This window comes from Pseudomonas sp. JV241A (assembly GCF_900275665.1).
GTDB lineage: Bacteria > Pseudomonadota > Gammaproteobacteria > Pseudomonadales > Pseudomonadaceae > Aquipseudomonas > Aquipseudomonas wadenswilerensis.
The window spans coordinates 52,292-74,493 of record NZ_OPYO01000012.1; the positions used below are offsets into that span (position 1 = coordinate 52,292).

Consider the following 22,202-nt stretch of genomic DNA (forward strand, 5'->3'; position numbering starts at 1 on the left):
GGCCGACAGTGGTTTGCGGAGAACCTCATGACTGAATCCACCGAGCGCGACGAACGCCACCTGGCGCGTATGCAGCGCAAGAAGGCCGTCATCGACGAGCGCATCGCCAATTCGCCTAACGAATGCGGCTTGCTGCTGGTGCTCACCGGCAATGGCAAGGGCAAGAGCAGTTCGGCCTTCGGCATGCTCGCCCGGGCCATGGGCCATGGCATGCAGTGCGGCGTGGTGCAGTTCATCAAGGGCCGCAACAGCACCGGCGAAGAGCTGTTCTTCCGACGCTTCCCGGAACAGGTGCGCTACCACGTGATGGGCGAGGGCTTTACCTGGGAAACCCAGGACCGCCAGCGCGATATCGCTGCTGCCGAAGCCGCCTGGGCAGTGTCGCGGCAGATGCTTCAGGACCCGTCGATCGCCTTCGTGGTGCTCGATGAGCTGAACATCGCCCTCAAGCACGGTTACCTCGATCTGGACCAGGTCCTCAGCGACCTGCAGGCGCGCCCGCCGATGCAGCACGTGATCGTCACCGGTCGTGCGGCCAAGGATGAAATGATCGAACTGGCCGACACCGTCACCGAAATGGGCATGATCAAGCACGCCTTCCAGGCCGGTATCCGCGCCCAGAAGGGCGTCGAGCTATGAGGGATGCGCGCCATTGCCCGGCGGTATTGATCGCCGCACCGGCTTCCGGCCAGGGCAAGACCACGGTGACCGCCGCTCTGGCGCGCCTGCATCGCAACCAGGGGCGCAAGGTCCGCGTATTCAAGTGTGGCCCGGACTTTCTCGACCCGATGATTCTCGAGCGCGCCAGCGGTGCGCCGGTGTATCAGCTCGACCTGTGGATGGTCGGCGAGCAGGAAAGCCGCCGTCTGTTATGGGAAGCGGCGGCTGAGGCCGACCTGATCCTGATCGAAGGGGTCATGGGGCTGTTCGATGGCACGCCATCGAGCGCCGACCTCGCTCGTCATTTTGGTGTGCCGGTGCTGGCGGTGATCGATGGCACGGCCATGGCCCAGACCTTCGGTGCCCTGGCCCTGGGCCTGGCGCGCTATCAGCCGGACCTGCCGTTTGCCGGGGTGCTGGCCAACCGCGTCGGTACCCTACGCCACGCTCAATTGCTCGAAGGCAGCCTGACCGAAGGGCTGCGCTGGTACGGCGGGCTGTCGCGAGAAACCGGCATCGAACTGCCGAGCCGCCACCTGGGCCTGGTCCAGGCCAGTGAACTGAACGACCTCGAAGCACGCCTGGATGCAGCTGCAGCCGCCCTGGGCGCCAGTTGCGATGCGGCTTTGCCGCCGGCGGTGAGTTTCGCCGCGCCGACCGAGCTTGTGAGCGAGCCCTTGCTGCAAGGTGTGCGCATCGCGGTCGCCCGCGACGAAGCCTTTGCCTTCACCTATGGCGCCAACCTCGACCTGCTGCGGGCCATGGGCGCGGAGCTGGCGTTCTTCTCGCCGCTGCATGACGCCAGTTTGCCGCAGGCCGACAGCCTGTACCTGCCCGGTGGTTACCCGGAGCTGCATCACCGGGCCCTGGCGGCCAACTCGCCGATGCTCGCAGCCATTCGCGCCCATCATCACGCCGGCAAGCCGTTGCTCGCCGAATGTGGCGGCATGCTCTATCTGCTCGATGCCCTGACCGATGTCGCTGGCGAACGCGCCGAATTGCTCGGGTTGCTGGCTGGTGAGGCGGTGATGCAGAAGCGCCTGGCCGCCCTGGCCTTGCAGGCGGTGGAATTGCCCGAAGGTACCTTGCGCGGGCACACCTACCATCACTCGCTGACCAGCACCGGGCTTGAGCCGATTGCCCGTGGCCAGAGCCCCAACGGTGGCCGTGGTGCCGAAGCGGTGTATCGCTGTGGCCGGCTGACCGCTTCCTACGTGCATTTCTACTTTGCCTCCAACCCCCAGGCGTCGGCGGCGCTGTTGTGTCCATGACCGAGCATGCCTTTACCGAAGCCGAACGCGCGGCGGTCTACCGCGCCATTGGCGAACGCCGTGACATGCGCCACTTCAGCGGCGGCGAAGTCGCCCCTGAACTGCTTGCACGCCTGCTGCAAGCCGCGCATCAGGCCCCCAGTGTTGGCCTGATGCAGCCCTGGCGCTTTATCCGCATTACCCGACGTGAACTGCGCCAGCGTATCCAGGCCCTGGTGGAGGAGGAGCGGTTGCGTACCGCCCAAGCCCTGGGCGAGCGCTCCGACGACTTCATGAAGCTCAAGGTCGAAGGCATAAATGACTGTGCCGAACTGCTGGTTGCCGCGCTGATGGATGAGCGCGAAGCGCATATCTTCGGCCGCCGAACCTTGCCGGAAATGGACTTGGCATCGCTGTCGTGTGCGATCCAGAACCTCTGGCTGGCCGCCCGCGCCGAAGGCCTGGGCATGGGCTGGGTATCGCTGTTCGAACCCCGGGCCCTGGCCGAGCTGCTGGGCATGCCGGCCGGTGCCAAGCCGCTGGCAATCCTTTGCCTGGGGCCGGTGCACGAATTTTACCCGGCGCCCATGCTGGTGCTTGAAGGTTGGACCACGGCGCGTCCGTTGCACGAAATGCTGTTTGAAAACCAGTGGGGAGAGTCTTGATGAGTGTGGCGTTGCTGACTGTGGCCGGGGTGGCGCTGGATGCGTTGCTGGGCGAGCCCAAGCGCCGGCATCCACTGGTCGCGTTCGGGCGCATGGCCGGGCGCCTGGAGCAACGCTTCAATGCCGGTGGCCGCGGTTGGCGCAGCCATGGCGTCACCGCCTGGTTCCTGGCCGTGGTGCCGCTGACCTTCCTGGCCATGCTGCTGTCCTGGTTGCCGTACATTGGCTGGCTGGTGGAAGTGTTGGCGCTGTATTGCGCCCTGGGCCTGCGCAGCCTCGGCGAGCACGTGACGCCGGTGGCCGAAGCCTTGCGCCAGGGCAACCTGGAACACGCCCGCCAGCGCGTGGGTTACCTGGTCAGCCGCGAAACCCGTGAGCTGGATGAAACCGCCGTGGCCCGCGCCGCCACCGAGTCGGTGCTGGAGAACGGCAGCGATGCGGTGTTTGCCGCGCTGTTCTGGTTCGTCGTTGGCGGTGTGCCGGGGGTGGTGCTCTATCGCCTGAGCAACACTCTGGACGCCATGTGGGGCTATCGCAATGAGCGCTTCGAACGCTTCGGCTGGGCCGCGGCGAAGATCGACGACCTGCTCAACTACATTCCGGCGCGGCTGGTGGCCCTGACCTACGCGCTGCTGGGCAAGACCCGCCTGGCCCTGAACTGCTGGCGGCGCCAGGCGCCGTTGTGGGACAGCCCCAACGCCGGCCCGGTAATGGCTGCCGGAGCGGGGGCGCTGGGTGTCGAGCTGGGCGGCCCGGCGGTGTACCACGGCGAGCTGCACGAGCGCCCGCAGCTGGGCGAAGGCCCGCAGGCCGATGCCGAGGCCATCGAGCGCGGCTGGCGCCTGGTGTGCCAGGGCGTGTGGTTGTGGTTACTGCTGTTGTGCCTGGGGGCTGAATTCTATGCTTGAGCACGGTGGTCGCCTGCAGCGCGCAGTGCAGCAATACGGTATCGCCCGCGAAGACTGGCTGGACCTGTCCAGCGGTATTGCGCCTTGGCCCTATGCAATCCCCGAGATCCCGCTGCGCGCCTGGGCACGCTTGCCCGAGACCGACGACGGCCTGGAACAGGCTGCCTGCGAGTACTACCAGGTCAACCAGTTGCTGCCCGTGGCCGGTTCCCAGGCAGCGATCCAGGCGTTGCCGCGCTTGCGCCGCCCCGGTACGGTCGGCGTACTGTCGCCATGCTACGCCGAGCACGCCGAGGGCTGGCGCCGTGCCGGGCATCGGGTGCGTGAGTTGGCCGAAGATCAGGTTGACTACTACCTCGACAGTCTCGACGTACTGGTGGTGGTCAACCCCAACAACCCCACTGGGCGGCTGATACCTGCCGAGCAACTGCTCGAATGGCATGCGCGCCTGGCCCGTCGCGGTGCTTGGCTGCTGGTCGATGAAGCCTTCATGGACAACACCCCGCAGCACAGCATCGGCGAACACGCCGAGCGCCCGGGCCTGATCGTGCTGCGCTCGTTCGGCAAGTTCTTTGGCCTGGCCGGTGTGCGCCTGGGCTTTGTCCTTGCCGAGCGGCAACTCCTGCAATTGCTCGCCGAACAGCTCGGGCCCTGGACCATCAGTGGCCCGACGCGCATCCTCGGCCAGGCGTGCCTGCTCGATAGCGCCGCGCATCAGCAGCAGATTATCCGCTGCGCCGTGGCCAGCCAGCGCCTGGCCGAGGTGCTCAGCGCTGGTGGATTCGCTGCGCACGGCAGCTGCGACCTGTTCCAGTACCTGGTCACCGAGCAGGCGCCGCAACTGCATGAATTCATGGCCCGGCGCGGCATCCTGCTGCGCCTGTTCAACCAGCCGCCCAGCCTGCGCTTCGGCCTGCCGGCCAGCGAGCAGGATTTCCAGCGCCTGGCCCGGGCCTTCACCGATTACCGCAAGGAACAGCCATGACCACCTTGATGGTGCAGGGCACCACCTCCGATGCCGGCAAAAGCACTCTGGTGACCGCGCTGTGCCGCTGGCTGCTGCGTCAGGGCGTTGCCGTGGTGCCGTTCAAGCCGCAGAACATGGCGCTCAACAGTGCGGTGACCGCCGAAGGTGGCGAGATCGGCCGAGCCCAGGCGGTTCAGGCCCAGGCAGCCGGCCTGGCGCCGCACACAGACATGAACCCGGTGCTGCTCAAGCCCAACAGCGACACCGGGGCCCAGGTGATCGTCCATGGCCGCGCGGTCACCAGCATGAATGCCGTGGCCTATCACGACTACAAGGTCATCGCCATGCAGGCTGTGCTGGCCTCGCACCAGCGCCTGAGCACAGCCTATCCGGTGGTGATGGTTGAAGGTGCCGGCTCGCCGGCCGAGATCAACCTGCGGGCCGGCGACATCGCCAACATGGGTTTTGCCGAGGCGGTGGATTGCCCGGTGATCCTGATTGCCGACATCAACCGTGGCGGGGTTTTCGCCCATCTGGTCGGCACCCTGGAATTGCTCTCGCCGAGCGAGCAGGCGCGGGTCAAAGGTTTTGTCATCAACCGTTTTCGCGGTGACATCGCCTTGCTCCAGCCCGGCCTGGACTGGCTCGAAGAACGTACCGGCAAACCGGTGCTGGGCGTGCTGCCCTATGTGATGGACCTGCACCTGGAAGCCGAGGACGGCATCGACCAGCGCCAGGGCATCAAGGCCGGGCGCCAGCTCAAGGTCATCGTGCCGGTGCTGCCGCGTATCAGCAACCACACCGATTTCGATCCGCTGCGCCTGCACCCGCAGGTCGACCTGCAGTTCATTGGCCCCGGCCAGCCGATTCCGCCGGCCGACCTGATCATCCTGCCCGGCTCCAAGAGTGTGCGCGGGGATCTGGCGCAGTTGCGCGAGCGCGGCTGGGACCAGGCGATCAGCCGTCATTTGCGTTATGGCGGCAAGGTCCTGGGTATTTGCGGCGGGCTGCAAATGCTCGGCTGGCGCGTGGAAGACCCATTGGGCCTGGAAGGGCCGGCGGGTGTCAGCGACGGCCTGGGGCTGCTGGACTTTGTCACCGTGCTGGAGGCCGAGAAACAGCTGCGCAATGTCGCCGGTACCCTGCAACTGGAACAAGCGGCCATCAACGGCTACGAGATTCATGCCGGCGTCACCCAGGGACCGGCGCTGGAGCGCCCGGCGGTGCAACTGGACGATGGTCGCGCCGATGGCGCCATTAGCGCCGACGGGCAGATCCTCGCCACCTACCTGCATGGCCTGTTCGAGGCGCCGCATTGCTGCGCCGCGCTGTTGCGCTGGGCCGGGCTTCAGGAGGCAGAGCAGATCGACTATCAGGCCCTGCGCGAACGCGACATCGAGCGCCTTGCCGATCTGGTCGAGCAGCACCTGGACACCGCGCGCCTGCGCCAACTCTGCGGACTGAACTGAAATGCTCAACCTGATTCTTGGCGGTGCCCGTTCGGGCAAGAGCCGCCTGGCCGAACAGCTGGCGGTGCAGAGCGGCCTGGCCGTTACCTACATCGCCACCAGCGAACCGCTCGACGGCGAGATGAACGCGCGGGTGCAGCTGCACCGCGAGCGGCGTCCGCCGGAGTGGGCATTGATCGAAGAGCCGCTGGAACTGGCCCGGGTGCTGCGTGCCTATGCCAGTGCCGAGCGCTGCCTGCTGGTCGACTGCCTGACCCTGTGGTTGACCAACCTGCTGATGCTCGACAACCCCGAGCGCCTGGCGGCTGAACGCACTGCACTGCTCGATTGCCTGGCGCAGCTGCCGGGCGAAATCATTGTGGTCAGCAACGAAACCGGCCTGGGCGTGGTGCCCATGGGCGAGCTGACCCGCCGTTATGTCGATGAAGCCGGCTGGTTGCACCAGGCCATTGCCGAACGCTGTCAGCGCGTGGTGCTGACCGTCGCCGGCCTGCCGCTCACCCTTAAAGGACCTGCACTATGAGTCAAACCTGGTGGCTTGAAGCCTGTCGTCCTGTTGACCAGGCTGTTCGCGAACAGGCCCTGGCGCGTCAACAGCAACTGACCAAACCGGCTGGCTCGCTGGGCCGCCTGGAGCAGTTGGCGGTGCAACTGGCCGGCTTGCAAGGCCAGCTCAAGCCCAGCGTTGAGCAGGTCTGGATCGCAATCTTTGCCGGCGATCACGGCGTGGTCGCCGAGGGTATCTCGGCCTACCCGCAAGCAGTGACCGGGCAAATGCTGCATAACTTCGTCAGCGGTGGCGCCGCCATCAGCGTGCTGGCGCGGCAGTTGAATGCACAGCTGGAAGTGGTCGACCTGGGCACCATCGACCTCGCGCTGGAGCTGCCGGGTGTACGCCATCTGCGCGTCGGCGCCGGCACGGCGAACTTCGCCCAGGTGCCGGCGATGACCCATGAACAGGGCGTGCTGGCCCTGCAGGGCGGGCGCGAGAGTGCCTTGCGCGCGGCCGCCAGCGGCGCCCAGTTGTTTATCGGTGGCGAGATGGGCATCGGCAACACCACCGCCGCCAGCGCCCTGGCCTGTGCCTTGCTCGGCTGCCCGGCTGTGGAGCTCAGCGGCCCGGGCACAGGGCTGGACGCCGCCGGTGTACGGCACAAGGCCGAGGTCATCGAGCGAGCGTTGCAGCAGCATGCAGACCTCGGCGACGACCCGCTGCAGCGCCTGTTCTGTTTTGGTGGCTTTGAGATCGCCGCACTGGTCGGTGCCTACCTGGGGTGCGCCCAGGCCGGTGTTGCCGTGCTGGTGGATGGCTTTATCTGCACGGTCGCTGCGCTGGTGGCGACGCGCATCAACCCGGGTTGCCGCGACTGGCTGCTGTTCGGCCATCGTGGCGCCGAGCCCGGGCATCGCCGGGTGCTCGCCGAGCTCGACGCCGAGCCGCTGCTGGAGCTGGGCCTGCGCCTGGGCGAGGGCAGTGGCGCGGCGCTGGCGGTGCCGGTATTGCGCCTGGCCTGCGACCTGCACGGGCAGATGGCGACCTTCGCCGAAGCGGCAGTGGCGGACCGCCCGGCATGATCATCGACCTGCTGCGCCACGGCGAAACTGAACTGGGTGGCGGCCTGCGTGGCAGCCTCGACGATGCCCTGACCGCCAAGGGCTGGGCGCAGATGCATGCGGCAGTGAGTGGCGCGGGCTCCTGGGATGTGCTGGTCAGCTCGCCCTTGCAGCGCTGCGCGCGCTTTGCCGAAGCGTTGGCGGCGCAGTTGAACCTGCCGCTGCAGCGGGTGCCGGGTCTGCAGGAGCTGCATTTTGGTGAGTGGGAAGGGCGTAGTGCCGCAGACCTGATGCTCACCCACGAAGCCGAACTTGGGCAATTCTGGGCTGATCCCTATGCGTTCACACCGCCTGCTGGCGAGCCGGTGGCGGACTTTTCCGCACGCGTGCTGCAAGCCATCAGCGCCTTGCACCAGGCGCACGCCGGTAAGCGCCTGTTGCTGGTCACTCACGGCGGTGTGATGCGCCTGTTGCTGGCCCGCGCTCGAGGCTTGCCCCGTGAGCAGTTGCTGCAGGTCGAAGTGGCCCATGGTGCCCTGTGTCGCCTTGAGCTGCTGGCGGACGGCAGCCTGCAGGAAGTGCACTGACATGCTGGCGTTCTGGATCGCCCTGCAATTTCTCAGCAGCTTGCCGGTGCGCCTGCCGGGCATGCCGGCCCCCGAACAAATGGGCCGCTCACTGCTGTATTACCCGCTGGTGGGGCTGTTGTTCGGGGGGCTGCTCTGGGGGCTGAACGCGCTGCTGGCGGGCAGCCCGGTGCTGCTGCACGCCGCCTTGCTGCTCAGTGCCTGGGTGCTGCTCAGCGGCGCCTTGCACCTGGATGGCCTGGCCGACAGCGCCGACGCCTGGCTGGGCGGTTTCGGCGACCGCGAGCGCACGTTGCTGATCATGAAGGACCCGCGCAGCGGGCCGATTGCCGTGGTCACGCTGGTGCTGGTGCTGTTGCTCAAGTTCTGTGCCTTGCTGGCTTTGCTCGACAGCGGCCAGGGCGTGCTGTTGTTGCTCGCGCCGCTGATCGGCCGCGCGGCATTGCTGGGTTTGTTCCTCAGCACGCCCTATGTGCGCAGCGGTGGGCTGGGCCAGGCCCTGGCGGACCACCTGCCTCGTGGGGCGGGCAAGCTGGTATTGCTGGTCAGTGCGCTGGCCTGTGTGCTGCTGGCGGGGCTCAAGGGCCTGTGGGTTGTGCTGGTTGCCGCAGGGGTCTTCGCCTGGCTGCGTCGCTTGATGGTTCGCCGTCTGGGTGGCACCACCGGTGATACCGCCGGGGCCATGCTTGAGCTATTGGAGCTGGCGGTATTGATCGCCCTGGTGCTGTGAGTGGCGAGTAAAAGCTTGCAGTTGGCCAGGTGCGGGTATATACACGCATTATGTTGACCAGCGAATGCATCTGCACCCACCTGCGTCGCGCCGCCCGCGGGGTGAGCCGACACTACGACGAGGCCCTCGAAGGCTTTGGGATCAATGTCGCGCAGTTTTCTTTGCTACGGCATTTGCGTCGCCTGGACCAACCGAGCATTTCCACCCTGGCTGAGGCCATGGGCCTGGACCGCAGCACCCTCGGGCGCAATCTGCGGGTGCTGGAGGCTGAGGGCCTGGTGGCTTTGGCCGAGGGGCAGGATCAGCGTAACCGGATCGTTCTGCTCACCGAGCAGGGCCAAGCCAGGCTGCAAGCGGCAGAGCCGGCCTGGGAACAGGCGCAAAGCGACTTGATCGATACCCTGGGCGAGGGCCGGCGCGATGAACTGGTACGCCTGCTGGAGCTGTTGGCCTGAGCTTTTTTAAACTATAAGCGGGTATATACCCGCATAAGCCTTGCGGCGCTTTGGAGACAACAAAAATGACATCGGTATGGCGAACCAGTGGTTGGATTCTCCTCGGCGCGGCGCTGATCCTGGCGTTGTCGCTGGGCGTGCGACATGGCTTTGGCCTGTTCCTGGCGCCGATGAGCGCCGATTTTGGCTGGGGTCGCGGTGTGTTCGCCTTCGCCATCGCCTTGCAGAACCTGATCTGGGGCCTGGCCCAGCCGTTTGCCGGTGCCCTGGCTGATCGCCTGGGGGCGGCCAAGGTGGTCATGGTCGGCGGTATTCTCTATGCCGTCGGGCTGGTGCTGATGGGTATGTCGGACTCGGCCCTGACCCTGTCGCTCAGTGCCGGCTTGTTGATCGGTATCGGCCTGTCCGGCACCTCGTTCTCGGTGATCCTGGGCGTGGTCGGCCGCGCCGTGCCGCCAGAGAAACGCAGCATGGCCATGGGCATCGCCAGCGCCGCCGGCTCCTTCGGCCAGTTCGCCATGCTGCCCGGCACCCTCGGCCTGATCGGCTGGCTGGGCTGGTCGGCGGCCTTGCTGGTACTGGGTTTGCTGGTGGCCTTTATCGTGCCGTTGGTGGGTTTGCTGCGTGATCGGCCTTTGCCCAGCACCGGCAATGAGCAGACCCTCGGCCAGGCCCTGCGCGAAGCCTGCACGCATTCCGGTTTCTGGCTGCTGGCCCTGGGCTTTTTCGTCTGTGGCTTCCAGGTGGTGTTCATCGGTGTGCACCTGCCGGCCTATCTGGTCGACCAGCACCTGCCGGCGACCATCGGCACCACGGTGCTGGCGCTGGTCGGGCTGTTCAATATCGTCGGCACCTACACCGCCGGCTGGCTTGGCGGGCGTATGTCCAAGCCGCGCCTGCTGACCGCCCTGTACCTGTTGCGTGCGGTGGTGATCGTGCTGTTCCTGTGGGCGCCGATCTCCCAGTTCAGCGCCTACCTGTTCGGCATTGCCATGGGCCTGCTGTGGCTGTCGACCGTACCCTTGACCAACGGCACCGTCGCTACCCTGTTCGGTGTGCGCAACCTGTCGATGCTTGGCGGTATCGTGTTCCTTTTCCACCAGTTGGGCGCTTTCCTTGGCGGCTGGCTGGGCGGGGTGGTGTATGACCAGACCGGCAACTACGACCTGGTCTGGCAGATTTCCATCCTCCTCAGCCTGCTCGCCGCGGCACTCAACTGGCCGGTACGCGAGCGCCCGGTCGCGCGCTTGCAGGCGCAAGCGGCATGAACCCTGTCGCTATTCGCACCTTGCTCGGCCTTGGCGCACTGTTGCTACTGGGGTTGGCCTGGTGGGGCTGGCATGAGGGCGGCCTGGCATTGATGCAGTTGGGCATGGGCGTGTGCTAGGAGTACTCTGATTTCTCCAGGAACGTTCGAGGGAGAGAGAAGATGCGCACACGCTGGATGTTGGTTCCGCTGTTGACCCTGGCCGCCGCTGCCAATGCCCTGGCCGCCGATTGCCCGGCGCTGCTCGACAGCACGCTGCCGGAACTGCGCGGCAAGGAGCAGATCGACCTCTGTGAGCGCTTTGCCGGTAAACCGCTGGTGGTGGTCAATACCGCCAGCTATTGCGGCTTTGCCCCGCAGTTCGAAGGGCTCGAGAGCGTCTATAAGGAATACCGCGAGCAGGGCCTGGAAATGCTCGGGGTGCCCTCCAACGACTTCAAGCAGGAAGACGCCGATGCCGAGAAAACCGCCAAGGTTTGCTATGCCAACTTCGGCGTGACCTTCACCATGACCCAGGCCCAGCCGGTGCGCGGCAGTGACGCTACGCCGCTGTTCAAGGAGCTCGCCGCGCAGAGCAGCGCGCCGAAGTGGAATTTCTACAAGTACGTGGTCGATCGCCAGGGCAAGGTGGTGGCCAATTTCACCAGCCTGACCAAGCCGGATGATCCGGCGTTCAAGGCGGCGATCGAGAAGGCTATCGCTTCCCAGCCCTGAGCGGCTGCCTCAGTGGCTGGTGTGCACGGTCCAGGCCACCAGCTTGAGCACGATCGGGCGTACCACCAGTACGCAGGCGAAGGCCACCGGCATGGCCAGTTGGTAGGCCTTGAGCACGTTGCCCAGGTACTGCTCGTCGATGCCGGCGGTGGCGGCGGTGATCACGAAGCACATCAACAGGGCCATGATCGCCGACATGTAGAAGGCAAACACGTAGGGGGTGGCGCGAACGCCGAGTTTGCGTCGGCTGCGGGCGCTGGTCTGGGTCGTCATGCTGGCTCCATTGGTGTGGGGGAGGGCGCAGCCTAGCAAGGTCGCCTTTGGCTCGGGTAGACGCCTGCGGCTTAGGTCTTTATAAAGAAGATCTTACGAATGCCCGGAAGCCTGCCATGAACCTGCTCGGTTCGATCAAGAGTTTCATCAAGGTTGTCGAAGCCGGCAGCATTGCCGGTGGCGCCCGTAGCCTGGGTTTGAGTGCCGCCGCCGTGAGCCAGAACGTCGCCCGCCTGGAAGCTCACCTGCAGGTGCGCCTGCTCGCGCGCACCACCCGTAGCATGGTGCTGACGCCCAGTGGCAGCCTGTACTACGACAAGGTCAAGCATATCGAGCGCGACCTTGAACAAGCGCAGCAGGCGGTCACCACCCCGGATTGCGAACCCAAGGGGCGCTTGTGCATCGCTTCGTCTTCGGCGTTTGGCCGTCATGTACTGGCGCCGTTGATTCCGGCGTTCAGCGCGCGATACCCGCAGCTTTCAATTGAATTGGTTACGAATGATCGGCGGGTCAATCATGCCCAGGAGGGCGTCGATGTCAGTATTCGCATCCAGCCACAACTCGAAGATGGCCTGCTGGCCCGGCACATCGCCAGGGTGCCGTTCATTTGCTGCGCCTCCCCGGGCTATCTGGCGGCGGCCGGCTGGCCACAATCGCCCGAGCAGCTCAAGGAGCATCGCTGCCTGGTGTTTCGTTACCCGGTAGACGGACGCTTTTTACGCTGGGGCTTTATCCGCGAGGGTCTGCGTTTTGATGCCGAGTTCGACAATGTGCTGATCAGCGATGACATCGATGTACTGACCCAGATGGCCGTGCAGGATGGTGGCATCGCCCGGCTGGCCGAGTTCGTCGCCCGGCCCTTGCTTGAGCGTGGCCAGCTGGTGGCGCTGTTCGAGTATTCGCAGCCCGCCATGGCTTATGCCCAGACCGAGCCGATGGACGTCTATCTGTGCGTGGCCGATCGCTTTGCCCTGACGCCCAAGGTGCGGGCGTTCATGGAGTACATCCAGCTTGAGGTCGGGCCCGCCTGGCCGGTCCATCAGGCATAAAAAACCGCCAATGAAGGCGGTTTTTTTAGTGGTGCTGCAATCAGAAGCGATAGGTCAGCGACGCGCCAATACCGTGAGCGCTGTTTTCGTACTTGGCGTTGTACGAACCCTTGGTCGGGCTGGCCAGGTTGACCTTGGTGTCTTCTTCCCACAGGTAGGAGTAAGCCAGGTCGATGGTCATGTCTTCGGTAGGGCTGTAGCCAGCGCCCAGGCTGAACACCTTGCGGTCGCCAGTCGGAATGCGTGGCGAGCGGTCGTGGTTGTTGGTCGGCGACTGGTCGACGGTGAAACCGGTGCGCAGTACCCACTCTTTGTTCAGCTTGTACGAAGCACCGATGGCATGTGCCCAGGTGTCGTGCCAGTTCTGGTCTTCGTTGATGGTGCCGAACTGACCGGCAATCGGCGCAGGCACTTCGTTGGTTACGGTGATCGCTTCCAGACGGCTCCAGCGGGTCCAGGTGCTGCCCGCGTAGAGGGTCCACTGGTCATCCAGTTCGTGGGTGACCGAGAAGTCTACCGACTCAGGGGTCTTGATCTTCAGTTCGGCGTCAAACTTGCTGCCGCTGAACGGGCCGATCAGGGCCGAGTTGATCTTGGTGTTGCCTTCGAGCTTGTAGTCGACCATCGAGTGGTAGGTCAGGCCCAGGCGGGTCTTGTCGGTGGCTTGCACCATGACGCCGATGTTGTAGCCGACCGCGGTATCGTCACCCTTGATCTTCACTTCGCCGTCGTTGAAGCCCGGGCTGCGTGGGTTGAGGACGTTGGAGCTCAGTTCGCCCTTGATACGGTTGAAGGTCGGGCCGAAACCGATCGAGACCTTGTCGTTGAAGGCATAGCTGACAGTAGGCTGGAAGGTAATGACTTCAACGTAGCTTTTCTTGCCCCAGTAGCGGCTGGCAGCTTCGTCTTCGTATTCGGTCACCAGGCCGAAGGGTGCGTAGACACCAAAGCCGACGGTCCAGTGATCATCGATCGGCTTGACGTAGTAGCCCATGGGCACGCCAACGAACGGCACCATGTCACCATCGGTGCTGCCGCCTGGGCGGCCGCCACCGGAAATGTCGGACTTGGCGATGACGGCGGCGCCGCCAACGGTGATCTGTTCGCGTTTCAGGCGCGACATGCCGGCAGGGTTGCCGAAAACGGTGCTGGCATCATCGGCAGAAGAAGAACGACCCGCGAAACCTGTGCCCATGCCGCTGACGCTTTGTTCGTTGAGGGCAAAGCCGCTGGCGAACAGTTGAGTCGAAGCGAGAGTGACGGCGAGGCTAAGAGAGGTTTTGAGCATGACTTTTTTCATTATTAGAACTCCTTGGGATCTCCGGGGCGAAAACTACCAACATTTCGCCCGCAGCGCTATAGGCTGTATCGCAGGAGATAGAGCGGTTTTGTAGGACAATCCGACCAAAATGGCGGGAATTTTCCGATTATGGAAAGCAGTGACTCTCAGCAGGCCTGAAGAGTCACAGGGGCGATGCAGGTTTGCCAGGCGCAGGTGAAATCGCGCAGCCGGCCCTGAGGTTGGAAGGTTTGTCGCCAGATGCGTGCCAGGCCCAGTAAATCGTCGGCGGCGGGCAGTTCAGGGGCCTGTTCTTCGATCAGCATCCAGGCGATGGCGGTGGCGTAGCGCAGGTTTACCGTCAGTTCCAGGTGCGGGCCGCTGAGGAAGGCGTGCTGGCTGGCCAGGCCGCGGACCAGGCTGGCAAGGTCCGGGTCGCGGGCCAGGAACTGGTCCCAGAGGCTTTGGTGGCGCAGTTCGCCGATGCGGTACAGGCCGTGCCCGCGACGGTCGTGCAGGGCCGAACCGAGTGCTGACTGGCTGGCGGCGACGCCGAGCAGCAGGGCTTCGGCGCTGGCGCAATGACGACCCAGGTAGATCAGGGTCGGACGAATGACAAACTGGCTCAACTCGCTCGCGGCGATACCCATGATGCCCTCGAACTTGAAATTGACCGGCGGACGCTGGAGCTTGGCAGCTGGTGAGTCGGTCAGGCCCGCCGGAAGCGGCCTTTGCCGCTTGAGTTGAAGTGTAGTGTCATATTCACGCTGTAAAGGCCTGTTTTTAAAACATTTGCGGCTTTTAGTTATAAATCATATGCCGTGTGGCGATTAGTGATTCGCACTTAGGGATGGCCAAATTCCTGTGGGAGCTGGCTTGCCAGCGATGGCCGCAACACGTTAGCCGGGGCTGCCCTCATCGCTGGCAAGCCAGCTCCCACAGGGGGATTCGACAGATTTACCAGGCATAAAAAAGCCCCGCCAGAGGGCGGGGCTTGAGCGTTTGCAGCGCCGTGCGGATCAGGCCACCAGGGCCTGACGGGTGCGCTCGATGACGGCCTGCAGCGGCTCGGCTTCGGAGTATTGCTCCGGGTACAGGCGCTCGCTGTGACGGGCAATGCCGTGCTCGTTGACCAGGGTGAAGCTGAAGCCGCCTTTGCGCGACGCCAGGATCAAGCAGTTCAGAGGGGCAAATGCCTGGGAAAGGGTGCGAATGGCAGCCTGAGTATGGTTAGAGTGATTCATAGTTATTAGGTGTTCCTGCAATAGACACGGATTCGATCCGTGCACATATAAAACGTTCCAGTAACGCGGGCATTTAAGCCGGTGCGAAGAACCTGACTGGAACAGGGCAGCCAGTTTTGGGCGCATTTATCATGTGGCGCTGGGGCTGACTGGTAGGTACGTCAGAGGACAGGCAACAGCCAGGGTCGGGTTCAATGCCGCTGGGTGAAGATCCTGATCAATCTGCAGGTTGGTTCGGTCAGAGTAAGAAGTGATTTACCTGGGGAACCATCGAGTGGGCCGGTCCTGGTTTCAACAGGCCTGTCCGATGTGAGGGGGCAGGGCACTGTAAGGACTGCTTTGGCCAGAATTGACTTTCAGCTTGGTACTAACGGCGGCAAGACTACAGGACTTTCCGGGTCTTGGCAAGCTTTGGGGGTTTTCGTCTGGCGAGCCGATCAGTATGTCGCGTTCCCGGCGCTCTGTGAAGTGGTATTTCACCGGCTTTGTAGCGTCGTGAGGCAGGGAACGTGCCAGTTTCGTGCAGATAAACGCCTCGCTTCAGGGCGGTTGTACACATTTGGGGCAGCCCCTGTTACAGCCCTGCAACAACGCGGCACATGGCCGCTAATGACTTGGCCGTTGCCTTAAGTCAATGAAAAAAAACACTTATTTTAGCTGGTGAAAAAATCGACAGTTTGACTGAAAGCCCCATTCCATAGGGGTTTGCGGGGTGGTTTAGGGGGTTGTCCACCGAGTTATCCACAGCTTCTGTGGATTGTCCCGAGCGCTTGCTCTAGGACGGGCGTGCCAGCTTTTTAGCCGGTGTCCGACAATCCTTCGGCAGTCTTCTGTCAGGGACAAAATGCCCGCCCTGACGTCAAGAAAAAACGCTGAAATATTTTGAAAAAAAGTGCAAAAAAGCACCGGGCCATTGTCAGAGAAATGGAGTAGAGTGGCGCGCCTCTCGAGTTGCCTTCGCTGTTTTTTATGAAGTTTCGCTCCAAAATCCCCGTTGACCCAGCTGCCCAACCGCCTCTGCCCGAGCCCAAGCGCTTCTCCTTGAAGGTTGCCTTGTGGTTGCTCGACAGCCCGCGCCTGGGTGACAACCCCAACGTCAAGCACTTTGCCGGGCGCTTGCTCAAGCAGCCGGCGCGCCAGGGCGTGGTGGTGGCCCAGAGCCGCTTGGGGCAGATGCTCTGCCGCGATTGCGGCAATGCGCGCGACCGTCGAATCGGCCATGAACTATTGCGCCAAGCGGCGCGGGCCGGTGATCGCCGGGCCCAGCTTGAATACGGCCGGCTGTGCGCCCTGGGTCAACTGAACGAACCCGCTCAGGGCCGCTTCTGGTTGGAGCAGGCGGCAGCCCAAGGCTCGCAGGAAGCCCTGCGCCTGCTCAGGCAATTGCCTGAAGCCTGAATACGGCGCACAGGCCCAAGGCTGATAAGCTGAGCCGTTGATTGTTGGCCGAGGGAGTTCGGGGTGGCTATGGCAGTGGATCTGACCAGCATTCTGCTGGGTATCGTGGTGGCGGCTGTGCCGTGTCTGGCGCTGGTGCTGCAGGTGCAGCGGCGCCTGAGTACGCGCCAGGCGCAAGCGGCTTTGCTCGAAGAGCGCCTGAGCAGCGTGCAACTGGCCCAGGAAGGCCTGCTCGCCCAGCTGGATGCCAGCCGTGACGAAATCAGCGACTTGAGCCAGGCCAACGCCGCCAAGCAGGCCACTTTGGCCGCCCAGGCCCGCGAGCTTGAGCTGTTGCAGATCGACCGTGATAACGCTCGGGATGCCGCCCACGCCTGGCAGCTGGAGCGTTCGGCCCGTGAAGCCGAATTGCGCCGTCTGGACGCCCAGAGCGCAGCCCTGAGCGCCGAGCTGCGCGAACAACAGGAAAGCCATCAGCAACGCCTCGACGACCTGCAGGGCTCGCGTGACGAGCTGCGGGCGCAATTCGCCGAAATGGCCACCAAGATATTCGATGAGCGCGAGCAGCGCTTTGCCCAGACCAGCCACCAACATCTGGGGCAATTGCTCGATCCGCTCAAGGAGCGCATCCAGGCCTTCGAAAAACGCGTCGAAGACAGCTACCAGCAGGAAGCCCGCGAGCGCTTCTCGCTGGCCAAGGAGTTGGAACGCCTGCAGCAGCTCAACCTGCGCCTGAGCGATGAAGCCACCAACCTGACCCAGGCGCTCAAGGGTCAGAAGACCCAGGGCAACTGGGGCGAACTGATTCTGGAGCGGGTGCTGGAACACGCGGGGCTGGAGAAGGGCCGCGAGTACCAGACCCAGGTCAGCCTCAAGAGTGCCGATGGCGAGCGCTTCCAGCCCGACGTGCTGATCATGCTGCCGGGCGACAAGCAGGTGGTGGTCGACTCCAAGGTCAGCCTGACCGCCTATCAGCAGTACGTTGCCGCCGACGACAGCGAGATCGCCCAGGCCGCGCTCAAGCAGCACGTGCTGTCGCTGCGCAACCACGTCAAAGGCCTGTCCGGCAAGGACTACAACCGCCTCGAAGGCCTGCACAGCCTGGATTTCGTCCTGCTCTTCGTGCCCATCGAGGCGGCGTTTTCGGCGGCCTTGCAGGCCGAACCGAACCTGTTCCAGGAAGCCTTCGACCGCCAGATCGTGATCGTCAGCCCAACGACCTTGCTGGCCACCTTGCGGGTCATCGACAGCTTGTGGAAGCAGGAGCGCCAGAGCCAGAACGCCCGGGAAATCGCCGAGCGCGCCGGCTGGCTGTACGACAAGTTCGTGCTGTTCATCCAGGACCTGGACGAGCTGGGCAACCGCTTGCAACAGGTCGACAAAGCCTACAGCGCGGCGCGCAACAAACTCTGCGAAGGCCGTGGCAACCTGATCAGCCGCAGCGAACAGCTCAAGCTGCTCGGCGCCCGGGCCAGCAAGAGCCTGCCTGCCGACTTGCTCGAGCGGGCCATGAGCGAAGGCGACCCGCTGGCCGCCAGTGCCCTTACTGGACCAGGCTCAGATGCCGATTGAGCAGGGCGCGCAGGGCCGCCGGCTTGACCGGCTTGGCCAGGTAGTCGAGGCCGGCGGCATGTACCTGGGCAACCATCTCGCTGCGCCCGTCGGCGCTGATTACCACGCCGGGTACCGGCTCGCCGAGGCGGGTGCGTAGCCAGGCCATCAGCTCGGTGCCGACCTCGCCATCGTCCAGGTGATAGTCGACCAGCGCCAGGTGCGGGCGCAGGCCGTTTTCCAGCAAGGCATCGCATTCTGCGCGGTTGCGCGCGGTCGACACCTGGCAGCCCCAGCGGCTGAGCAGGCTGTTCATGCCGATGAGAATGCTGTCTTCATTGTCGACACATAGCACCTGCATGCCCGCTAATGGCTGCCCGGCCTGTTCGGCGGGGCTGACCACCGGTACCGCCGGCGCCGTGGCCAGCGGCACGCTGACGCGGAACACGCTGCCCTTGCCCGGCCAGGATTTCACTTCAAGCGGATGCCCGAGCACCTTGCACAGGCCATCGGCAATCGCCAGGCCCAGGCCCAGGCCTTTTTCGGCGCGGGTCTGGTGGCTGTCCAGGCGTTTGAATTCCTCGAAAATCACCTGCAGCTTGTCATCGGCGATGCCGCTGCCACGGTCCCAGACCTCCAGCCACAAGCGGTCTTGCTGGCGGCGCACACCCAGCAGGATCGGGCTCTTGCCATAGCGGAAGGCGTTAGTGAGGAAGTTCTGCAAAATGCGCCGCAGCAGCTTCATGTCGCTCTGCACCCGCAGGCGGCTGCCGCGCAGGCGGAAATCCAGGCCTTGCTGCTGGGCCAGCACCTTGAATTCGGCGCCGAGGGTGTCGAACAGCTCGTTGAGGGCGAAAGGCTTGACGTCCGGGGTGATCTTGCCGTTTTCCAGGCGCGAAATGTCCAGCAGGTCGCTGATCAGTTCTTCGGCCGAGCGCAGCGAGCTGTCCATGTGCTGGACCAGTTGCTGGGCGTCGGCCGACAGGCCGTCACCTTGATGCGACAGCGCCGCCGAGAACAACCGCGCGGCGTTCAGCGGTTGCATCAGGTCGTGGCTGACGGCAGCAAGGAAGCGGGTCTTGGACTGGTTGGCCGCTTCGGCATGGCTCTTGGCTTCGGTCAGCGCCTGGTTCAGTTGCGAGAGTTCATGGGTACGTTCGGCGACCCGTTGCTCCAGGCTTTCGTTGGCACCCTTGAGGGCCTGTTCGGCTTCGCGGAACGGCGTAATGTCGGTAAAGCTCATGACAAAGCCGCCGCCGGGCATCGGGTTGCCGATCAACTCGATTACCCGGCCATTGGGAAACAAGCGCTCGGAGGTGTGTGCACGGCCCTGGCGCATCCAGTGCAGGCGCCTTGCCACGTGCACCTGGGCCTCGCCCGGGCCGCACAGGCCGCGTTCGGCGTTGTAGCGGATGATGTCGGCAATCGGCCGGCCGACGCTGATCAGCCCGTCGGGGTAGTTGAACAGCTCCAGGTAGCGGCGGTTCCAGGCCACCAGGCGCAGCGACTGGTCGACCACGCTGATGCCCTGGCTGATGTTCTCGATCGCCCCTTGCAGCAAGGCGCGGTTGAACTGCAGTACCTCCGAGGCTTCGTCGGCGATGCGCACCACGTCTTCCAGCTGCATGTCGCGGCCTTCGATGGCGGCCTTGACCACGGCGCGAGTGGAGGAGGTACCGAGCACGCCGGCGAGCAGGCGCTCGGTGTGCTCGATCCAGTCACCGTCGGCGTTCTGGTTGGGGTTGAAGCCCTTGCCCTGGCGGTAGGCGAAACGGATGAAGCTTTGTCGTGCGCGCTCTTCGCCGACAAAACGTGCGGCCAGGTGCAGCAGGTCGTCGATCTGCACCGCCAGCAGCGAACGGCTGCTCGGCCGTGCGCTGGTCTGCTGGCCGATAAAGCGCCCGGCCTGCCAGTGCTCTGACACCCGAGTGCGGGAAAGGATCGACACCCAGGCGAACAGGGTGAAGTTGCCCGCCAGCGACAGCACCACGCCCTGGGTCAGCGGGGTGATCGGCAGGTTCAGCGGGTTGCCGTGCAGCCAGGCCAGGCCCGGGAACAGCTCCAGCGACCAGCCCAGGCTATGGGCGGCAATCGGCAACACCAGGGTGTAGAACCACAGGAACACCCCGGCGGCCAGGCCGGCGAACACACCGCGGCGGTTGGCCTGCTTCCAGTACAGGGCGCCGAGCATGGCCGGGGTCAATTGGGTCACGGCGGCAAAGGCCACCTGGCCGATGGTCGCCAGGCTCGCGGTGGAGCCAAGCAGGCGGTAACTGACATAGGCCAGCAGGAGGATGACGACAATAGTCACCCGGCGCACCGAGAGCATCCAGTGGCGGAAGGCTTCGAACGGCCGCTCGGCGTTGTTGCGCCGTAGCAGCCAGGGCAGCAGCATGTCGTTGGAGACCATGGTCGACAGCGCCACGGCCTCGACGATGACCATGCCGGTGGCCGCCGAGGCGCCGCCGATAAAGGCCAGCAGCGCCAGCGCCGGATGGGCCTCGGCCAGCGGCAGGCTGATGACGAAGGAGTCGGGCAGCACCGAGTCAGGCAGCAGCATCTGCCCGGCCAGGGCGATCGGCACCACGAACAGCGCGGCGAGGATCAGGTACATCGGGAACACCCAGCGCGCCAGGCGCAGGTCCTGGGGTTCGATGTTCTCTACCACGGTGACGTGGAACTGTCGCGGCAGGCAGATGATCGCCATCATCGCCACGCCGGTCTGCACGATCATCGACGGCCAGTTGATGGTCTCGCTCCAGAAACCTTCCAGGCGCGGTGCCAGTTGCGCCTTGCTGAACAGGTCGTCGAAGCCATCGAACAGGCCGAAGGTGACAAAGGCGCCGACGGCAAGGAATGCCAGCAGCTTGACCAGGGATTCGAAGGCAATGGCCAGGACCATGCCGCGGTGGTGTTCGGTGACGTCCAGGCTGCGGGTACCGAAGACGATCGAGAACAGCGCCAGCACCAGCGACACCACCAGCGCGGTGTCCTGCACGCGGCTGCCGGTGGCGTCGGCGCCGGCACCGATCAGCAGGTTGACGCCGAGCACGATGCCCTTGAGCTGCAGGGCGATATACGGCAGCACGCCGATCAGGCAGATCAGCGCCACCACCACCGCCAGGCTCTGCGACTTGCCATAGCGGGCGGCGATGAAGTCGGCGATCGAGGTGATGTTTTCCTGTTTGCTGATCAGCACCATCTTCTGCAGCACCCAGGGGGCGAACAGCAGCAACAGCACGGGGCCGAGATAGATCGGCAGGAACGCCCAGAGTTGTTCGGCGGCCTGGCCGACGGCACCGAAGAAGGTCCAGCTGGTGCAGTACACCGCCAGCGACAGGCTGTACACCCAGGCACGCAGGCGCGGCGGCAACGGTGTGCTGCGGCGGTCGCCGTAGAAGGCGATGGCGAACATGATGGCCATATAGGCCAGGGCGACCACGGCGATCAGCCCACTGGACAGCGACATGACAACTCCGAAGCAAAAGGGTGATTCAGCCTGACAGCGAACCTCGATCAATCAGTCTGGCACGCCGCCGAGGCTTCGTCAGCGCCGACGATGGTCGCAGTGGCAGAGCGTCGCAGGCCTTAACCGGGCAAGGCCAGGTCAAGCAGGCGGTAGAGCTGTTCCAGGGTCGGCGGGGCTTCGGCGAACAAGGTACGGTAGACGGTCGGCGCGACGAGCAAATCGAGCAGGTGCTCGATGTCTGGCAAGGCCTCGCCGCGCGCCTGGGCACGATCGAGAATGACCTGCAACTGCCCGCGCAGGATGTTGGTGCAGTAACCCGGGCAGGCGCTGCTGAGCACGTCGCGCATCAGGTTGCGGCCTGGCTCGGAGGTGATTTCGTCGAGGTATTGCTCGGTCCAGGCGCGCAGGTCGGCGCGTAGCTCGCCGGTGTCCAGCGGCGCCACGTCGGGCAGCACACGCTCGACGGCGACATCGGCCAACAAGGCCGCCAGTTCGCCCCAGCGCCGGTAGATGGTCGACGGGGTGACGCCGGCGCGGGCAGCAATTTGCGGCACGGTCAGGCTCGCGCGGTCCTGCTCTTTGAGCAGCTCGCGTACCGCCGCATGTACCGATGCCTGAACACGGGCGCTGCGCCCACCCGTGCGGATACCTTCTTTAATCGCCATCGGTCGACCTTAACACAAAGGGTTTGCGTTAAGGAATGAAGGCGAGCA

The 22,202-nt window shown here is 64.5% G+C and carries 23 protein-coding genes; 17 read left to right on the forward strand and 6 right to left on the reverse strand.

Features of this window, described 5'->3' with window-relative positions:
- Positions 1 to 27: 27 nt before the first annotated feature.
- From cobO to JV241A_RS06350, 14 genes are all read left to right on the forward strand, one after another.
- Positions 28 to 639: a cob(I)yrinic acid a,c-diamide adenosyltransferase gene (cobO, locus tag JV241A_RS06290; protein ID WP_010220352.1), complete on the forward strand. Its 612-nt coding sequence runs from the start codon at positions 28 to 30 to the stop codon at positions 637 to 639.
- Positions 636 to 1,931, forward strand: coding sequence for a cobyrinate a,c-diamide synthase (locus tag JV241A_RS06295; protein ID WP_134061592.1), 1,296 nt, complete (start codon positions 636 to 638; stop codon positions 1,929 to 1,931). The genes cobO and JV241A_RS06295 overlap by 4 nt, the downstream gene beginning before the upstream one ends.
- Positions 1,922 to 2,575, forward strand: a complete 654-nt coding sequence (gene bluB, locus JV241A_RS06300; RefSeq protein ID WP_166675655.1) for a 5,6-dimethylbenzimidazole synthase — start codon at positions 1,922 to 1,924, stop codon at positions 2,573 to 2,575. Before JV241A_RS06295 ends, bluB begins: the two co-directional genes overlap by 10 nt.
- Positions 2,575 to 3,483: an adenosylcobinamide-phosphate synthase CbiB gene (gene cbiB, locus JV241A_RS06305; protein WP_134061594.1), complete on the forward strand. Its 909-nt coding sequence runs from the start codon at positions 2,575 to 2,577 to the stop codon at positions 3,481 to 3,483. The genes bluB and cbiB overlap by 1 nt, the downstream gene beginning before the upstream one ends.
- Complete coding sequence (cobD, locus tag JV241A_RS06310; RefSeq protein ID WP_134061596.1) at positions 3,476 to 4,468, forward strand: threonine-phosphate decarboxylase CobD; 993 nt, start codon at positions 3,476 to 3,478, stop codon at positions 4,466 to 4,468. The genes cbiB and cobD overlap by 8 nt, the downstream gene beginning before the upstream one ends.
- Entirely contained in the window at positions 4,465 to 5,919 is a 1,455-nt protein-coding gene (locus tag JV241A_RS06315) for a cobyric acid synthase (RefSeq protein WP_134061598.1), read from the forward strand. Before cobD ends, JV241A_RS06315 begins: the two co-directional genes overlap by 4 nt.
- Position 5,920: 1 nt before the next feature.
- Positions 5,921 to 6,442 carry a bifunctional adenosylcobinamide kinase/adenosylcobinamide-phosphate guanylyltransferase gene (cobU, locus tag JV241A_RS06320; protein ID WP_134061600.1) on the forward strand — a complete coding sequence of 174 codons (522 nt, stop codon included), beginning with the start codon at positions 5,921 to 5,923 and terminating at the stop codon, positions 6,440 to 6,442.
- Positions 6,439 to 7,494, forward strand: a complete 1,056-nt coding sequence (gene cobT, locus JV241A_RS06325; RefSeq protein WP_134061602.1) for a nicotinate-nucleotide--dimethylbenzimidazole phosphoribosyltransferase — start codon at positions 6,439 to 6,441, stop codon at positions 7,492 to 7,494. Before cobU ends, cobT begins: the two co-directional genes overlap by 4 nt.
- Positions 7,491 to 8,060, forward strand: a complete 570-nt coding sequence (gene cobC, locus JV241A_RS06330; protein WP_134061604.1) for an alpha-ribazole phosphatase family protein — start codon at positions 7,491 to 7,493, stop codon at positions 8,058 to 8,060. The genes cobT and cobC overlap by 4 nt, the downstream gene beginning before the upstream one ends.
- A 1-nt stretch (position 8,061) precedes the next feature.
- A complete protein-coding gene (locus JV241A_RS06335) occupies positions 8,062 to 8,790 on the forward strand; it encodes an adenosylcobinamide-GDP ribazoletransferase (RefSeq protein ID WP_115085752.1) in 729 nt (242 codons plus the stop codon).
- Between the two features lie 50 nt (positions 8,791 to 8,840).
- On the forward strand, positions 8,841 to 9,245 hold the full coding sequence (locus JV241A_RS06340) for a MarR family winged helix-turn-helix transcriptional regulator (RefSeq protein WP_115085753.1): 405 nt from the start codon (positions 8,841 to 8,843) through the stop codon (positions 9,243 to 9,245).
- A 65-nt stretch (positions 9,246 to 9,310) separates the two neighbouring features.
- A complete protein-coding gene (locus JV241A_RS06345) occupies positions 9,311 to 10,513 on the forward strand; it encodes an MFS transporter (protein WP_134061606.1) in 1,203 nt (400 codons plus the stop codon).
- Positions 10,510 to 10,632 (forward strand): hypothetical protein, encoded by a 123-nt coding sequence (locus tag JV241A_RS27790; protein ID WP_258578246.1) that lies wholly within the window; start codon positions 10,510 to 10,512, stop codon positions 10,630 to 10,632. Before JV241A_RS06345 ends, JV241A_RS27790 begins: the two co-directional genes overlap by 4 nt.
- Before the next feature lie 42 nt (positions 10,633 to 10,674).
- Entirely contained in the window at positions 10,675 to 11,226 is a 552-nt protein-coding gene (locus JV241A_RS06350) for a glutathione peroxidase (RefSeq protein WP_134061608.1), read from the forward strand.
- A gap of 9 nt (positions 11,227 to 11,235) precedes the next feature.
- Here the strand turns inward: JV241A_RS06350 and JV241A_RS06355 are convergent, their stop codons facing one another.
- A complete protein-coding gene (locus JV241A_RS06355; protein ID WP_134061610.1) occupies positions 11,236 to 11,499 on the reverse strand; it encodes a DUF2798 domain-containing protein in 264 nt (87 codons plus the stop codon).
- 116 nt (positions 11,500 to 11,615) lie between these two features.
- Between JV241A_RS06355 and JV241A_RS06360 the strand changes: the two genes are divergently transcribed.
- A complete protein-coding gene (locus tag JV241A_RS06360; protein ID WP_134061612.1) occupies positions 11,616 to 12,548 on the forward strand; it encodes a LysR family transcriptional regulator in 933 nt (310 codons plus the stop codon).
- Between the two features lie 40 nt (positions 12,549 to 12,588).
- Here JV241A_RS06360 and JV241A_RS06365 read toward each other — a convergent pair whose 3' ends face one another.
- The 3 genes from JV241A_RS06365 to JV241A_RS06375 all read right to left on the reverse strand — a co-directional run bounded on the left by JV241A_RS06365 (position 12,589) and on the right by JV241A_RS06375 (position 15,071).
- On the reverse strand, positions 12,589 to 13,848 hold the full coding sequence (locus tag JV241A_RS06365) for an outer membrane protein transport protein (protein ID WP_115085758.1): 1,260 nt from the start codon (positions 13,846 to 13,848) through the stop codon (positions 12,589 to 12,591).
- 146 nt (positions 13,849 to 13,994) lie between these two features.
- Complete coding sequence (locus JV241A_RS27540) at positions 13,995 to 14,477, reverse strand: hypothetical protein (protein WP_045195516.1); 483 nt, start codon at positions 14,475 to 14,477, stop codon at positions 13,995 to 13,997.
- 369 nt (positions 14,478 to 14,846) lie between these two features.
- A complete protein-coding gene (locus JV241A_RS06375; RefSeq protein WP_115085759.1) occupies positions 14,847 to 15,071 on the reverse strand; it encodes a hypothetical protein in 225 nt (74 codons plus the stop codon).
- A 969-nt stretch (positions 15,072 to 16,040) separates the two neighbouring features.
- On the opposite strand from JV241A_RS06375, the gene JV241A_RS06380 reads away from it, so the two are divergent.
- Positions 16,041 to 16,469 (forward strand): sel1 repeat family protein, encoded by a 429-nt coding sequence (locus JV241A_RS06380; RefSeq protein WP_115085969.1) that lies wholly within the window; start codon positions 16,041 to 16,043, stop codon positions 16,467 to 16,469.
- A 183-nt stretch (positions 16,470 to 16,652) separates the two neighbouring features.
- Positions 16,653 to 18,041: a DNA recombination protein RmuC gene (gene rmuC, locus JV241A_RS06385; protein WP_166675658.1), complete on the forward strand. Its 1,389-nt coding sequence runs from the start codon at positions 16,653 to 16,655 to the stop codon at positions 18,039 to 18,041.
- Here rmuC and JV241A_RS06390 read toward each other — a convergent pair.
- Both JV241A_RS06390 and JV241A_RS06395 read right to left on the reverse strand, forming a co-directional pair.
- Positions 18,013 to 21,489, reverse strand: a complete 3,477-nt coding sequence (locus tag JV241A_RS06390) for a PAS domain-containing hybrid sensor histidine kinase/response regulator (RefSeq protein WP_134061614.1) — start codon at positions 21,487 to 21,489, stop codon at positions 18,013 to 18,015. The genes rmuC and JV241A_RS06390 overlap by 29 nt on opposite strands.
- Positions 21,490 to 21,608: 119 nt before the next feature.
- Positions 21,609 to 22,154, reverse strand: coding sequence for a TetR/AcrR family transcriptional regulator (locus tag JV241A_RS06395; protein ID WP_134061616.1), 546 nt, complete (start codon positions 22,152 to 22,154; stop codon positions 21,609 to 21,611).
- Positions 22,155 to 22,202: the final 48 nt, after the last annotated feature.